The 13,986-nt window shown below is 61.3% G+C and carries 14 protein-coding genes and 1 pseudogene; 7 read left to right on the top strand and 8 right to left on the bottom strand.

What is annotated here, in order from left to right; genetic code table 11:
• Positions 1-101 precede the first annotated feature (101 nt).
• A complete protein-coding gene (locus WBR57_RS11305; RefSeq protein ID WP_424083901.1) occupies positions 102-560 on the bottom strand; it encodes an REP-associated tyrosine transposase in 459 nt (152 codons plus the stop codon).
• 298 nt (positions 561-858) lie between these two features.
• Positions 859-1,344 (bottom strand): Lrp/AsnC family transcriptional regulator, encoded by a 486-nt coding sequence (locus WBR57_RS11300; protein ID WP_424083900.1) that lies wholly within the window; start codon positions 1,342-1,344, stop codon positions 859-861.
• A 109-nt stretch (positions 1,345-1,453) separates the two neighbouring features.
• On the opposite strand from WBR57_RS11300, the gene WBR57_RS11295 reads away from it, so the two are divergent.
• Complete coding sequence (locus tag WBR57_RS11295; protein ID WP_424083899.1) at positions 1,454-2,356, top strand: DMT family transporter; 903 nt, start codon at positions 1,454-1,456, stop codon at positions 2,354-2,356.
• Here WBR57_RS11295 and WBR57_RS11290 read toward each other — a convergent pair.
• The 3 genes from WBR57_RS11290 to fabF all read right to left on the bottom strand — a co-directional run bounded on the left by WBR57_RS11290 (position 2,334) and on the right by fabF (position 6,104).
• Entirely contained in the window at positions 2,334-4,313 is a 1,980-nt protein-coding gene (locus WBR57_RS11290) for a peptidase U32 family protein (RefSeq protein ID WP_424083898.1), read from the bottom strand. The two genes, WBR57_RS11295 and WBR57_RS11290, sit on opposite strands and share 23 nt — an antisense overlap.
• A gap of 70 nt (positions 4,314-4,383) precedes the next feature.
• Positions 4,384-4,764, bottom strand: a complete 381-nt coding sequence (locus WBR57_RS11285; protein WP_424083897.1) for a RidA family protein — start codon at positions 4,762-4,764, stop codon at positions 4,384-4,386.
• 71 nt (positions 4,765-4,835) lie between these two features.
• Positions 4,836-6,104: a beta-ketoacyl-ACP synthase II gene (fabF, locus tag WBR57_RS11280; protein WP_424083896.1), complete on the bottom strand. Its 1,269-nt coding sequence runs from the start codon at positions 6,102-6,104 to the stop codon at positions 4,836-4,838.
• 107 nt (positions 6,105-6,211) lie between these two features.
• Between fabF and WBR57_RS11275 the strand changes: the two genes are divergently transcribed.
• The 3 genes and pseudogenes from WBR57_RS11275 (at position 6,212) to WBR57_RS11265 (ending at position 8,168) form a co-directional block, all read left to right on the top strand.
• Positions 6,212-6,700 (top strand): winged helix-turn-helix transcriptional regulator, encoded by a 489-nt coding sequence (locus WBR57_RS11275; protein WP_424083895.1) that lies wholly within the window; start codon positions 6,212-6,214, stop codon positions 6,698-6,700.
• A 112-nt stretch (positions 6,701-6,812) separates the two neighbouring features.
• Positions 6,813-7,580: pseudogene (locus tag WBR57_RS11270) on the top strand (PAS domain-containing protein); the annotation flags it as partial.
• Entirely contained in the window at positions 7,572-8,168 is a 597-nt protein-coding gene (locus WBR57_RS11265; protein ID WP_424083903.1) for a methyl-accepting chemotaxis protein, read from the top strand. The pseudogene WBR57_RS11270 and the gene WBR57_RS11265, both read left to right, overlap by 9 nt.
• Before the next feature lie 186 nt (positions 8,169-8,354).
• On the opposite strand, the gene WBR57_RS11260 is transcribed toward WBR57_RS11265, so the two are convergent.
• A complete protein-coding gene (locus WBR57_RS11260) occupies positions 8,355-9,224 on the bottom strand; it encodes an isocitrate lyase/PEP mutase family protein (RefSeq protein ID WP_424083894.1) in 870 nt (289 codons plus the stop codon).
• A gap of 301 nt (positions 9,225-9,525) precedes the next feature.
• Here WBR57_RS11260 and WBR57_RS11255 point away from each other — a divergent pair, with 301 nt between their 5' ends.
• Positions 9,526-10,479: an ABC transporter substrate-binding protein gene (locus WBR57_RS11255; protein WP_424083893.1), complete on the top strand. Its 954-nt coding sequence runs from the start codon at positions 9,526-9,528 to the stop codon at positions 10,477-10,479.
• Between the two features lie 23 nt (positions 10,480-10,502).
• Entirely contained in the window at positions 10,503-11,828 is a 1,326-nt protein-coding gene (locus WBR57_RS11250) for an LLM class flavin-dependent oxidoreductase (RefSeq protein WP_424083892.1), read from the top strand.
• 150 nt (positions 11,829-11,978) lie between these two features.
• Here WBR57_RS11250 and WBR57_RS11245 read toward each other — a convergent pair whose 3' ends face one another.
• Positions 11,979-12,728: an SDR family NAD(P)-dependent oxidoreductase gene (locus WBR57_RS11245; protein ID WP_424083891.1), complete on the bottom strand. Its 750-nt coding sequence runs from the start codon at positions 12,726-12,728 to the stop codon at positions 11,979-11,981.
• Between the two features lie 100 nt (positions 12,729-12,828).
• On the opposite strand from WBR57_RS11245, the gene WBR57_RS11240 reads away from it, so the two are divergent.
• Positions 12,829-13,188: a winged helix-turn-helix transcriptional regulator gene (locus tag WBR57_RS11240; RefSeq protein WP_424083890.1), complete on the top strand. Its 360-nt coding sequence runs from the start codon at positions 12,829-12,831 to the stop codon at positions 13,186-13,188.
• 67 nt (positions 13,189-13,255) lie between these two features.
• Here the strand turns inward: WBR57_RS11240 and deoC are convergent, their stop codons facing one another.
• Complete coding sequence (gene deoC / locus WBR57_RS11235; protein ID WP_424083889.1) at positions 13,256-13,939, bottom strand: deoxyribose-phosphate aldolase; 684 nt, start codon at positions 13,937-13,939, stop codon at positions 13,256-13,258.
• Positions 13,940-13,986: the final 47 nt, after the last annotated feature.

The raw sequence follows: 13,986 nt of genomic DNA, 5'->3' as shown, positions 1-13,986 counted from the left end.
GGGCCGCTTCGCGCCCCAACGCAGGGCAAGCCTGCTCGCCACACCAAACCTGCTTGGCACAAGGAGCCTGCTTTTCACAACAAGCCGGCATTGCCACAGGTTCACAGCCAGGCAGCATCCCAAAGTGGGTAATCGCCAATGTGCTCCACCAACCCCGCGCGCAGTGGGTTGGCAATGATATAGCGCGCCATCTTTCGCAGGTCTTCATCGGCCCGAACCGCGCGGTCGTGGTAGCCGCGCTGCCAGAACCTTTCTCTGCTGCCACGGACCTGGTTAACGCTTAGGGCGCTGCGTGATTTGGTCCGCCGTATGACGTCTGCCAGCGTCGTGTCGTTGAGCTCGAATAACCAATGAAAATGATCCGGCATGATCACCCACGCCAGCGAGTCGACCAGGCCGGCATCATGGGCGCGCTTGAATTCGGCAACCAGCAACCGGCCCAAGCGAAAGTCGCGGAACAGTGAAAAACGTTGATGCACGACGGCGGTGACCAGATAAGCGCGGCCTGACTCTGAATAGCGGCCACGACGTAACAGGTGGGAGTTTGGCTGACGAGGCAATCCGTTGCTCCTTGCTGGATTAGATGCTTTCACGCTAGCAGCGAAAGTGGATTGCCTGCGCGGATATCCATGTCCCTATGTGTCACAAGCCCACCTGTGGCAGAGCATTTGTGGCGAGCAGGCTTGCCCTGCGTTGGGCTGCGAAGCAGCCCCTTGTCCAGGCAACGCGGTGTTTCTGGAAGTCGGCGGTGACTGGTTTGGGGCCGCTTCGCGCCCCAACGCAGGGCAAGCCTGCTCGCCACACCAAGCCTGCTTGCCACAAGGAGACTGCTTGACACAACAAACCTGCTCGCCAGGGTCAGTCGGTTTGACTGGCCAGCTGGCGCAGCACACTGTCGAGGGAGGTATCCGCCAGTGGCGGCAAACGCCGTTTCACCGGGGTTTTCTTGACGATGGCGGTGTTGGTTTCCGCGTAGGCATTGAGCCGGTCGAGCAGGGTGTCCAACTGGTCCATGGTGCGCACGTGCAGGCGGGCGATGAAGCAGTCTTCGCCGGTAACTTTGTCGCACTCGGTGAATTCGGGGATCGCCTGGATCTGGCGCTCTACCTCCTGCAGCTTTCCCGGCAACGGACGGATACGCACGATCGCCTGCAGCAGGTAGCCGAAGTGCCTGGGGTCGATATCGACGGTGTAGTGGGTGAGCACGCCACGTTCTTCCAGCCGGCGCAAACGCTCGCCGACGCTGGGCGAGGACAGCCCGGTAATGCCCGCCAATGCCTTGAGCGACAGCCGCGAGTCGTCCATCAAGGCGGCGATCAGTTGCTGGTCGATGGTGTCAATCATGCTGCCTGCCTAATAAGAAAAGGTAATTGAGGGTTTTTGCCTTTTTTAGCCACTGGAGTCGCCGACCAGCAGATTGCCATACTTGAGCCTCATTTGAGGAGCCTTCATCGTGGACACATCTATCCGTCGCGGTTCGTGGGAAATGGTCGCCGCCATGCTGATTTCGGGCACCATCGGCTGGTTTGTGCTGGTGTCGGGCGTGTCGGTGATCGAAGTGGTGTTCTGGCGCTGCGTGATCGGCGCGCTGACCTTGCTGCTGGTGTGCGCGCTGTTGGGCTACCTGCGGCTGACGCTGCTGACGTGGGCCAAGCTCGTTCTGGCGATGCTCAGTGGCGTGGCGATTGTCGGCAACTGGCTGCTGCTGTTCGAATCGTATTCGCGCGCTTCCATCGCCATCAGCACGGCGGTGTACAACGTGCAGCCGTTCATATTGGTCATGCTGGCAGCGCTGTTGCTGGGTGAAAAAATCACCGTGCAGAAACTGGCGTGGCTGAGTGTGGCGTTCCTCGGGATGTTGGCGATTGTCACCGCCCATGGCGATCAACAGACCGGCGACGATTACCTGGCAGGCATCGCGTTGGCGCTGGGCGCCGCCTTCCTGTATGCGATTGCGGCGCTGATCATCAAGCGCTTGAAAGACGTGCCGCCGCACTTGATGGCGCTGATCCAGGTGACCACCGGCGCGGTGTTGCTCGCACCGCTGGTGCCCTGGAACAGCCTGCCGGTTTCGACCACGGCGTGGACGGCACTGGTCACGCTGGGCGTGGTGCACACCGGGCTGATGTATGTGTTGCTGTACGGGGCGATTCAGAAACTGCCGACGGCGATTACCGGCGCACTGTCGTTTATCTACCCGATTGCGGCGATCCTGGTGGATTGGATCGCCTTCGGGCATCGCCTGGGGTGGCTGCAATGGCTGGGCGTCGCCGCGATTCTGCTGGCGGCGGCGGGGTTGCAGCGGGGCTGGTGGTGGCCCCGCTTCAGAAGGGTCAGTGCGTGCCCTGGAAAATGATATTTTCCGGGTTGAAATGACCCACTCCACTGCCTGGCTGCGGCAAACCCAGGATATGCCCCTTGATCTTGCCCACCACGTGCATCTCGCACGGTTTGCAGTCGAACTTCAGGGTCAGCACTTCATCGCCATGGATCAGTTGCATCGGCGCGACCTTGGTCTTCACGCCCGTGACACCCTTGGCCTGTTTAGGGCACAGGTTGAACGAGAAGCGCAGGCAGTGCTTGGTGATCATCACCGGCACTTCGCCGGTTTCTTCATGGGCTTCGAAGGCGGCGTCGATCAGCTTCACCCCGTGACGGTGGTAGAAGTCGCGGGCTTTCTGGTTGTAGACGTTGGCCAGGAACGACAGGTGCGCTTCCGGGTACACCGGCGGCGGGGTGGTCTCGGCCTTGCGCCCGCCGCGTGGGTGAGCGGCCACACGCGCAGCGGTCAGGGCTTCGATCACTTCGCGGCGCAATGCCTTGAGCTGCGAGTTGGGGATGAAGAACGCCTGCGGCGCGTCCAGCTCGATCTGCGTGGCGTGGTACTCGGTGGTACCGAGCTGGCCAAGCAGGTCGCGCAGGGTGTCCAGCGCCTGTTCCGGCTTGTTGGCCACGCCGAAGGGGCCGGGCAGGGTGACGCTGGCGCTGATGCCTTCTTCGCTGGTCGCGGTGACTTCCAGCTGCGCTTCGCGCAGGCGTGCGACCCATGCCAGGCCGATACGGCGTTCAGCCGAGGTCTTGAGCAGCGCCTGTTGCCAGTTATGGTCCAGGTTGCGGTTCAGCGGATGGTTCGGACGCAACTGATGCAGGCCGGCCGGCATTTCATTCGGCTCGACGCGGTAGCGGTAGCGCTTCTGGCCATCTTCCTCGAACTCGCCTTTGGCTTCGGCGATGTTCGCGCGAAAACCCACGACTTCGCGCTTGATCAGCACATTGAGGCCATCGCCGTTGGACAGCGGTTCATGGGTGACCACTTGCAGGTCGCGCTTGCCGGCTTTTTCCACCACGCCCACCGGCAGGCCGGTAAAGGTCGGGGTGTCAAAGGCGCCGATGTCGATCTTGCGGTCAGTGACGAAGTAGTCGGTGCTGCCACGGTGGAAGGTTTTTTCCGGGTCGGGCAGGAAGAAATGCGCGGTACGGCCGCTGGACGCGCGTGCCAGGTCGGGGCGGTCTTCGAGGACTGCGTCGAGGCGCTGGCGGTAATAGGCGGTGATGTTCTTCACATAGCCCATGTCCTTGTAACGGCCTTCGATCTTGAACGAGCGCACGCCGGCTTCGACCAGCGCGCGGATGTTGGCGCTCTGGTTGTTGTCTTTCATCGACAGCAGGTGTTTTTCAAAGGCCACGACGCGGCCCTGGTCGTCTTTCAAGGTGTACGGCAGGCGGCACGCCTGGGAGCAGTCGCCACGGTTGGCGCTGCGGCCGTTCTGCGCGTGGGAGATGTTGCACTGCCCGGAGAACGCTACGCACAGGGCGCCGTGGATGAAAAACTCGATGGCGGCATCGGTCTCGTCGGCAATCGCGCGGATTTCCTGCAGGTTCAGCTCACGGGCCAACACCAATTGCGAAAAACCGGCCTGGTCGAGAAACTTCGCGCGGCCCAGGGTGCGGATATCGGTCTGGGTGCTGGCGTGCAGCTCGATGGGCGGAATATCCAGCTCCATCACGCCCAGGTCTTGCACGATCAGCGCGTCGACACCGGCATCGTAGAGCTGATGGATCAGCTTGCGCGCCGGTTCCAGCTCGTTGTCATGCAAGATGGTGTTGATGGTGGTGAACACGCGGGCGTGGTAACGACGGGCGAATTCGACCAATTGAGCGATATCGCTCACGTCGTTGCACGCGTTGTGGCGCGCGCCGAAGCTCGGGCCGCCAATGTAGATGGCGTCGGCGCCATGCAGGATGGCCTCGCGCGCGATGGCGACATCGCGGGCGGGGCTGAGCAATTCCAGGTGATGCTTGGGCAAGGACATAGTTTTTTTAGTCAGGCTTGTCACGGTTGAGGCGCGCATTGTAGCCGTGAATTGCCTGACCGGCACCCGTTCAGGCTTGAGCGGCCATCGCGGTGACTTCCACACGCATGCCTTCTACCGCCAATGCGGCAACGCCAACGGCCGCGCGCACGGGCCAGGGCTTGGCGAAGAAGCGTTTGTAGACCTCGTTGAACGCGGCGCGGTCGGCCATATCGGTCAGATAAATGGTCAGGTGCATGACCCGGTCCATGGAGCTGCCGGCCTTTTCCAGGGCGACCTTGAGGGCCTGCAGGGTGCATTCGCTTTGCGCGGTGATGTCGCCCAGTTCCAGGCTGCCGTCGGCGTGGGTCGGGATCTGCGTGGAGAACAGAATGCCGTTGAAGCCGATGACGTCGGAAGAAATCGATTCGGCATCCGGATCAGGAGTGTAGGACAGGTCGTGGTTGGCCATGGGCGCCTCTTGTTGGCTCTGACAGAAGGCGCACATGGTCCCCGAAAACTACCGCAGGGGCAAACCGCAGGTCACTGCCAGCGGCGGAACAGCACGCTGGCATTCACGCCGCCAAAGCCGAAGCCATTGGACAGCGCGTATTCAATCGGCATGTGCCGTGCCTCGCCACGCAGCAGGTCCAGGCCGTCGGCGAGGGCGTCGGGGTTGTCCAGGTTCAGCGTCACCGGGGCGACCTGGTCGCGCAGGGCAAGCACGGTAAAAATCGCTTCGATGCCGCCGGCTGCGCCCAGCAAATGGCCGGTGGCGGACTTGGTCGAGCTGATGGCCGGGCTGCCGCTGGCACCAAACACGGTTCTGATCGCTGCCAGTTCGCCTTTGTCACCTACCGGGGTCGAGGTGGCGTGGGCATTCAGGTACTGCACCGCGGATGCCTCGATACCCGCCTGGCGCAACGCCTGCTGCATTGCACGGCGCGCGCCGTCACCGTCTTCCGGGCCGGCCGTCATGTGGTAGGCGTCGGCGCTGGTGCCATAGCCCACCAGCTCGGCAATCGGCTGTGCACCGCGGGCCAGCGCGTGTTGCAGTTCTTCGATGACCAGGATGCCGGCGCCTTCGCCCATGACGAACCCGTCGCGCACCTGGTCGAAAGGCCGCGAAGCCAGCGCCGGGCGGTCATTGAAGTCACTGGACAAGGCCCGCGCCGCCGCAAAGCCGGCCAGGCTGACACGGTGGATCGCCGCTTCGGCACCGCCGCACACCGCCACATCGACTTCGCCGGCGCGGATCATGCGCGCTGCGTCACCAATCGCCTGCACGCCCGCCGCACAGGCGGTCACCGGCGCGCCCAGCGGGCCTTTCAAACCGTAGTTGATCGACACATGCCCGGCGGCCATGTTGCTCAGGAACGACGGAATCGTGAACGGCGACAGGCGCCGCGGGCCCTTGCTGTCGGTGGTGCGCACCGCATCGGCAATCGCCGGGAAACCGCCGACACCCGAGGCGATGATGGTAGCGGTGCGTTCCTGCGCTTCGGCGGTGTCTGGCGCCCATCCGGCTTGCTTGAGGGCTTCATCCGCCGCCGCCAGGGCAAACAGGATAAACCGGTCCATCTTGCGCTGTTCCTTGGCCGCCAGCAGACGGTCGGGATCAAACCCGGCGTCAGGGTCCTGCAGGACGCTTTGCACCTGGCCGCCGATGCTGACGGCCAGGTCGCCGATCAATTCTTCGGGCAGGCGGCGAATCCCCGACTGCCCGTTCAACAGGCGCTGCCAGGTTGATTCGACATCAGCGCCCAGCGGCGTCAGGGCGCCCATGCCCGTCACAACGATACGTTTACTCATGCTCAATCGACTCCGTTTGCGTTGAGGGTACAGACTCTATGGACGTCACTATCATCATGAAAGTAACATAGCCTTACACAACTTTGCACCGACCTACAGGAACCTTCATGCAACGCACCTCCCTTACCCGCGACGAATGCCCCATCGCCCGCAGCCTCGACCGGGTAGGGGAGTGGTGGAGCATTCTGATCATGCGCGACGCGCTGCAGGGCTTGCGCCGTTTCGATGAGTTTTCGCGCAGCCTCGGCATCGCGCCGAACATGCTGACGCGGCGCCTGGGGGCGTTGGTAGAAGCCGGCATGCTCGAACGTCGCCGCTACAGCGAGCGGCCGCCACGCTACGAATATGTGCCGACGCCCAAGGGCGAGGATTTCCGCATGGTGCTGATGGCGCTGGTGGCGTGGGGCAATCGGCACTACGCCGAGGAGGGCGCCAGCGTCGAGGTGGTGGCGCGTGAAACGGGCCAGCCATTGCAGCCGATGATGGCGAATGCCGAAGGCCAGGTGGTGCCATGGGAAGCGTGTGTGTTACAGGCAGGCCCGGCCGCCAGCGAAGGGATGCGTGAGCGCTTGGCCGCACTGGTTGCAAAGCCTTGAATGATCGACAAATTGACGCCAGAAAATAATCATTTTTAGCGCGTAAAGTCGCGTATTCAGCGGCCGATAGCAGAGAAGACACCGAGTTCTCCGCACGGCTGAGGGTACGTCCATGTTCAATAAAAAACTCAAAACAGAACTGACGGCCAGGACGGCCGAAGTCACCGAGTACAAAGGACTGATATCCGCACTGGAACGCTCCATGGCCGTGGTCGAATTCGACTTGAACGGCAAGGTACTGCGTGCCAACGACAACTTCCTCAAGATCCTTGGCTACCGCAGCGACCAGTTGGCGGGTAAATCCCACCGCGACTTCTGTTTGCCAGCGTTGACCAATAGCCCGGCCTACGGCCAGTTCTGGGGCGAGCTCAAGAGCGGAAAATTTGTCTCGGGCACCTTCAAGCGTGTGGACAGCAACGGCAAGACCCTCTGGCTGGAGGCCAGTTACAACCCGGTGCTGGATGAGCGCGGCCAGGTGTTGAAAGTGGTCAAGTACGCACTGGACGTCACCGCCAAAGTCGAGCAGGAGGCGGCCACCCGCAGCAAGCTGGTGGCCCTCGACCGCGCCATGGCGGTGATCGAGTTCGACCTGCGTGGCCAGGTGCTGGACGCCAACCCCAACTTCCTCAACGTGATGGGCTATTCACTCGCGGAAATCAAAGGCAAACATCACCAGCTGTTTTGTGAGCCCGCCTTGGTCAACAGCAATGAGTACGCGGATTTCTGGCGCCGGTTGAACAACGGCGAATTCTTCACCGGGCAATTCAAGCGCCTGGGCAAGCACGGCCGCGTCGTTTGGCTGGAGGCCAGCTACAACCCGGTGTACGACGGCGACGGCACGCTGATCAAGATCGTCAAATTCGCCAGCGATATCACCGAACGCGTCGAGAAGTTCGAGGAAGATTCCCGAGGTGCTTCGCGGGCCTACCATATTTCATCCGAAACCGAGCGCTTTGCCGAGCATGGCACCCAGGTCATCCAGGAGACTGCCAGCGAGATGCGCCGCATCGCCGACAACATCGGTGCTTCGGCGCGGCTGGTCGGGCAGCTGGGTGATCGTTCCGAGCAGATCACCGCGATCGTCAACACCATCCGCGGTATCGCCGACCAGACCAACCTGCTGGCGCTCAATGCGGCCATCGAAGCGGCGCGTGCGGGCGATCAAGGGCGCGGTTTTGCGGTGGTCGCGGACGAAGTGCGGCAACTGGCGGGGCGCACCAGCCGCTCCACGGCGGAAATCGCCGAGATGATCGGCATGATCCTCTCGGAAACCCGCGACGCGGTGACCAGCATGAACGCCACCCAAGAGGGCGCACAGCGCGGCGTGAGCCTGGCGGACCAGGCGGGTTCGGTGATCCTGCAGATTCGCACCAGTACCAGCGATGCGGTGGAGGCGGTGAGTATGTTCGCCTCCAAACTGGATGAGTCGGAGGTCATTCCGAAAACCGCCGTCGGTTGGATGGGCTGAACGCCCGCCGGGCCGGTTGAAGTCGCCCACTGTACCGAGCTGGCGAGGAACACCGAGTCGCCGCTTTCCTCGGCAAGGTCGTGCCGCAACTGCAAGCGCGGGATATTTTCCGGCGCGAGTATGAAGGCTCGACCTTACGGGAGGAACCTCGGATTGCCTCGGCCGGGGAATCGGTTTTTCAGCTGATTACTCTTTGACGTCCATGAACTCTTCGGCCCAGGCCACGTAGCTTTCCGGCAACGTGTAGGTGTGCGTCAGTTCGGTCGCGCTGAGATTTGAAGTGCTGTGGGTGAGTTTGCGTTGGGCGCGCAGGCTGTCGTAAGTGGCTTTGATCGCCGCAAAGTAAGCGCCGTGGCCGGCAACCACCACGCGTACGCCCAGGCTGGCCAGGCGCTCGCTGTCATTGAGCTCGGGGTTGCCGTAGGTCACCAGCATCAACGGCACGCTGAGGTTTTCCGCGATCTGCTCAAGGTGGTCGAAGTCCTTCACGCCGACCATGCAAATTCCGTCGGCGCCGGCCTTTTCATAGGCCTTGGTGCGCGCGATGACCGCTTCGGTGGGCAGCACGCCGGCGTTGGTCCGGGCGATGATCGACAACGCAGGGTCGACACGCGCCTCAAGGGCCGCCTTCACTTTGCCGATGCCTTCTTCGACGGAAATCAGGTCCGTGGACTTGCGCCCGAATTGCGCGGGCAACAGCGTGTCTTCAATCGTCAGCGCGGCCACACCGGCACGCTCAAGCTCTTCAACGGTGCGCATCACGTTCAGGGCATTGCCGTAGCCGTGGTCGGCATCCGCGATAAACGGCAGTTGGGCGACACGGCCAATGCGGGTGGCCTGCTCAACGAACTCACTCAGTGTGATCAGCGCAAAATCGGGGGCTGCGAGTACCTGCAAAGACGCGACGGAACCACCCAGGATGCCGATTTCAAAACCCAGGTCGGCCGCGATGCGTGCGGACATGGGGTCGAAGACGGAGGCGGTTTCAACGCAGATTTTCTGTGCAAGCAATTCGCGGAAGTTGCGGCGCAACGCAGAGTGAGAAATTTTTGGCATGTTCTTTCCTGGCTTTGGGCATCGTCGAGTGACGATCAATGTCTATTCGTGGTGGCGGCAGATTAACATGCGCATGGACCGGTGATTATGACGTTTGAGCATGAGATAGGCGCTGGACAGCCAGGGCAGGGTGCTCAGACGGATCCTATAAATGCGCAAGTAGCATTATTAATGAATTAGGTTATGCAATATAGTTATTTTAATTGCGGTCTTTTTAGCCTCATCGTGTAGCCCTCTTACAACCCCCTCCGAGACCGCACGCGCGGATCGACTTGAAATGCCAAGGCATCTGGAGACGAACGTGCGTTACCTGACAAAACTGCTGGCCGGGACGGCGGCCTTGCTATGCCTGACTGCCCAAGCGCAAACGTTGGTGGTGGGCGACCAAAGCTACAACGCCCAGGCCGTCATGGAAGCCGCAGGCGTGCTTGATGACCTGCCTTACACGCTTGAGTGGAAGCAATTTACCGCCGGGTCGCCAGTCGCCGAGGCACTGAACTCCAACAGCCTGGACATCGGCCTGTTGGGTGACGCGCCGGTACTGTTTCTGGGCGCATTGGGTGCGCCGATCAAGGTGATCGCGGTCAGCCGACAAAACCTCGACGGCGTGGCTATCCTGGTCAAAAAAGACTCGTCGATTCACAGCCTCGCGGACCTGGCGGGCAAGCGCGCGGCCATCTGGAAAGGCTCCTGGAGCCAGCAATTGCTGCTCACTGCACTGGATAAAGCCGGCGTGCCGCGCGATTCGCTGGAGCTGCGCTACCTCAGCGCGCTGGACGCCTCGCACGCGTTGGAAGGCGGCTCGGTGGACGTTATCGCCACGTGGGAACCCTACGTCACACAACAGGAACGCCAAGGCGCGCGGGTATTGGCCACGGCTGACGGCTTGATCCCGGCCCAGAGTTTCATTGCCGCCAACGCCAAGGCAGTCGATGCCAAGCGTGCGCAAATAAGTGATTTTCTCCAGCGCCTGAAAAAGGCGCGTGACTGGACGCGCGAAAACCCGGCCAACACCGACGCGTATGCCGACGCATGGGCCAAACGCACCCGGGCGGACGCGGATATCGCCCGCGCCTGGTTTGCCCGCGCGCGCACCACGGTCGAACCGCTGACAGCCCAGTCACCGGTCGAGGCGCAAAAAACCGTGGACTTCTTTGCAAGCCAGGGCCTGGTCAAATCGTACGCGGCCGCCAGCCTGTTCGATGATTCATTCGCCGCCTCCCTGCAGCCTGCCGTCGCCCAAAAACAGCCCTGATCGCTTCAAGGAATGCCTTAACTATGAGCAAAAGACAGCTGAAACTCGGCGCCTTGACCATGGGTTGTGGTGGGCCAGGCCGCCACAACCTGTGGCTTGACCCGCAATTGCCAGCGGATGCCAGCGTTAACGTCGACTGGTACATCGACATTGCGCGCCAGGCCGAAGCAGCACTGTTTGACCTGATGTTTATCGTCGACAGCCAATTCATCACGCCGGGCTCGCCCTCCCATTACCTGAACCGCCTGGAGCCGTTGACCCTGTTGTCCGCGCTCGCCGTGAGCACGCGACATCTGGGCCTGGTGGGCACACTGACAACGTCTTACAACTCGCCGTATAACGTCGCGCGGCGCTTGGCCTCACTCGATCTGATCAGCAAAGGCCGCGCGGGCTGGAACGTCGTCACCAGTGGCGACGCCGGCACGGCCGGCAATTACAGCCGCGACGAACACTATGACTACGACACACGCTACGGCCGCGCAGCAGAACACGTCGAGGTGGTTCAAGGGTTGTGGAACTCCTACGAGGACGTCGCGTTTGTGCGGGACCGCTCCACGGGCGAGTTTCTCGACCCGAGCAAACTGCACAGCCTGAACCACAAGGGCGAGCACTTCGCGGTGGTCGGCCCGCTGAATATCCAGCGTTCGCCCCAGGGCCAGCCGGTGATTTTCCAGGCCGGCGACTCCGAGCAAGGCCGCGACCTGGGTGCCGCCACGGCGGATGTGATCTTTACCCACGCAGCCAGCATCGACCAGGGCCAGGCGTTTTACCGCGATATAAAGGGCAGGGCAGCCCAGCATGGGCGCGACCCTGAGCAATTACTGGTGATGCCCGGCGCAGAAATCTATGTTGGCGACAACGACGCACACGCCCGTGAAATCGAGCAGCACTACCATCAGGTCGACCATAGCTTTGAGCTGGCACTGAAGGAGTTCGGGCGTAATTTCGGCTGGCATGATTTCAGCCAGTACGACCTTGATGCGCCGTTTCCCCAGGAAAGCCTGGAAGCCGCACGCAGCAGCTTTTTTACCAATGCCAAACGCATCGCCGACCAGGCACGTGATAAAGGCTTCACGTTGCGCCAGGCGGTGGAGTTTGGTCGGCAACTGCGCCCAGGTGCGTTCACGGGAAGCGCTGAAACCGTCGCACAGAAAATCGCCGAGTGGTTCGAGGCGCGCGCCGTGGATGGTTTCAATATCTACATCGGGCATCCGGAGCAATTCAGACGGTTCACCCAGGAAGTCATCCCGTTATTGCAGGCACGGGGTGTGTTTCGCACGGCGTATGAAGGGACGACGTTGCGTGAGAGTCTGGGGTTGGAGATTCCGAGGTTCAGGCGCGAAGGGTAGTTGCAGGAAAGCTGCCGGGTGACTGGCAGCTTTATCTCTGGCTTCGGCAAGCAGACACATAATTTAACATAATATACATTATGCGTAATACGATGTTACGCAATCAGGGGCAGTGCCGGTCAGATTTCAACAGGCAAAACCCCTGTTTGCTCACACCTGAGCGAAACCACCATCAACGAACATTTCACTGCCGGTCATGAAGCTGCTTTCCGATGACGCCAGGAACACTGCCGCCGCCGCGACTTCTTCTGGCTGCCCGATACGGCCCAGTGGAATCTGCGCCGTCATGTCGTCAATGATCGCGTCCTTCTGGCCTGTGCCTGACAGCGCCAGGTCCAGGCCCGGTGTCGAGATTGGCCCGGGTGAAAGCACGTTGACGCGAATGCCGCTGCCTTTCAAATCCAGCGCCCAGCTGCGGGCGAAATTGCGCAGTGCGGCTTTGGTGGCGCTGTATACGCTGAATGCCGGCGTGCCCATGGTGGCTGTCGTCGATCCAGTGAGGATCACCGAGCCGCCCGCGCTCATCAGCGGCAAGGCCTTTTGCACAGTGAACAGCGTGCCTTTGACGTTGATGCCGAATGTGCGATCAAACGACTCTTCGGTGATGGATCCGATCGGCTGGAAATCCCCCAGGCCCGCGTTGGCGAACAGAATATCGATTCGGCCTTTGGCCGCTTTGACTTGAGCGAAGATGCGATCCAGGTCGTCCAGGCTTGAAATGTCGCCCTGGACAGCGATGGCTTCAGGGCCGATCAGCTGCAGAGCCTTGTCCAGTTCTTGCTGCCGGCGCCCCACAATTACAACCTGTGCGCCTTCCGCTGCAAAACGTATGGCGCTGGCCAGGCCGATGCCGCTGTTGCCACCGGTGATGACTGCGATTTTGCCGTTGAGCCTGCTCATGATGAACCCTCAGGAAAGTTGAGCGCCCAACTCTAGACCCGCGCTATTGTTATGCATAGTATGCACCTTTTGGTAAGTGCCCTATGGAGCGGTCAACAACATGGCAAACAACGCGTTTGGCTGCGGGCTCGAAGCCGCCCTGGCGGTGATTGGCGGCAAGTGGAAACCTCTGGTGCTGTATAACCTGGCGCAAAATACCCATCGGTACGGCGAATTGAGACGCGCGATTGGCGGCGTGACCGACAAGGTCTTGATCCAGCAACTCAAGGAACTCGAACGCGATGAAATCATTGCGCGCATCGACTTCCAGGAGATACCGCCCAAGGTCGAATACTCGTTGACGCCATTCGGGCAATCGCTGGCCACCGCGTTGGGCGCATTGTGCGTGTGGGGCACCGAGCATATGCACACCGTGGAACGCATCAGTGAGCGTCGAACGGCCGCCCTCGCCTCACTTTGAAGCTTTCTATATAGCGTAAAAACATAACTCAACTAAATGACTATTTAGTTGAGTTATATTAAATCCTTCAGTAACCGCTCGCCGCCGTCATTGCCCCGCCCACGATGGCAATTCCTGAACTGCTGCCCAAGCGTGTCGCCCCGGCTTCAATCATCTTGACTGCCGTCGGGTAATCGCGCACGCCACCGGAGGCCTTGACCCCAACCCCGGCGCCCACGGTTTTGCGCATCAGGGCCACGTCTTCGACGGTAGCACCGCTGCGGCTGAACCCGGTGGACGTCTTGACGAATGCCACACCCAACGCTCGGCAGATTTCGCAGGCCTGGACTTTCTGTTCGTCGTCGAGCAAGCACGTTTCCAGGATGACCTTCAGCGGTACGCTGCCGCAGGCCTTGTGGACCAGGGCGATGTCATCGCGTACCGCGTCCAGTAGCCCCTCTTTCAACCAGCCGATATTGAGCACCATGTCGATCTCCCCTGCCCCGGCGGCAATCGCGCGTTCGGCTTCGAATGCCTTGGTGTCGCTCAAGCCGGCGCCCAGCGGAAAGCCCACCACCGCGCAAATCACCACGGCGCTGTCCGTCAGGCAGGTAGCGGCATACGGCACTTGCCCGGAGTTTAGGCACACCGAATAAAACCCGTGCGCCAGGGCCTCTTGGCACAAGGTGCGAACCTGCTCACGGGTAGCGTCGGGTGCCAGCAAGGTGTGATCAATGTAGTTGGCCAATGCTGCGGGTTGAAGCGTATTCATTTAGCGTGCCCTTGCCTGTATGTTGCCAATGGTCGTGGTGCGCGTGT

It is taken from the genome of Pseudomonas sp. (assembly GCF_049590575.1).
Taxonomy (GTDB): domain Bacteria; phylum Pseudomonadota; class Gammaproteobacteria; order Pseudomonadales; family Pseudomonadaceae; genus Aquipseudomonas.
The sequence above is the reverse complement of the archived record's forward strand: the minus strand, read 5'-3'. Positions and strand labels throughout refer to the sequence as shown.

Coding starts and splice junctions, on each gene's coding strand:
- deoC (WP_424083889.1), bottom strand. CDS start 13,939: ATGAATACGCTTCAACCCGCAGCATTGGCCAACTACATTGATCACACC.
- fabF (WP_424083896.1), bottom strand. CDS start 6,104: ATGAGTAAACGTATCGTTGTGACGGGCATGGGCGCCCTGACGCCGCTG.
- WBR57_RS11285 (WP_424083897.1), bottom strand. CDS start 4,764: ATGGCCAACCACGACCTGTCCTACACTCCTGATCCGGATGCCGAATCG.
- WBR57_RS11275 (WP_424083895.1), top strand. CDS start 6,212: ATGCAACGCACCTCCCTTACCCGCGACGAATGCCCCATCGCCCGCAGC.
- WBR57_RS11260 (WP_424083894.1), bottom strand. CDS start 9,224: ATGCCAAAAATTTCTCACTCTGCGTTGCGCCGCAACTTCCGCGAATTG.
- WBR57_RS11290 (WP_424083898.1), bottom strand. CDS start 4,313: ATGTCCTTGCCCAAGCATCACCTGGAATTGCTCAGCCCCGCCCGCGAT.
- WBR57_RS11245 (WP_424083891.1), bottom strand. CDS start 12,728: ATGAGCAGGCTCAACGGCAAAATCGCAGTCATCACCGGTGGCAACAGC.
- WBR57_RS11300 (WP_424083900.1), bottom strand. CDS start 1,344: ATGATTGACACCATCGACCAGCAACTGATCGCCGCCTTGATGGACGAC.
- WBR57_RS11240 (WP_424083890.1), top strand. CDS start 12,829: ATGGCAAACAACGCGTTTGGCTGCGGGCTCGAAGCCGCCCTGGCGGTG.
- WBR57_RS11250 (WP_424083892.1), top strand. CDS start 10,503: ATGAGCAAAAGACAGCTGAAACTCGGCGCCTTGACCATGGGTTGTGGT.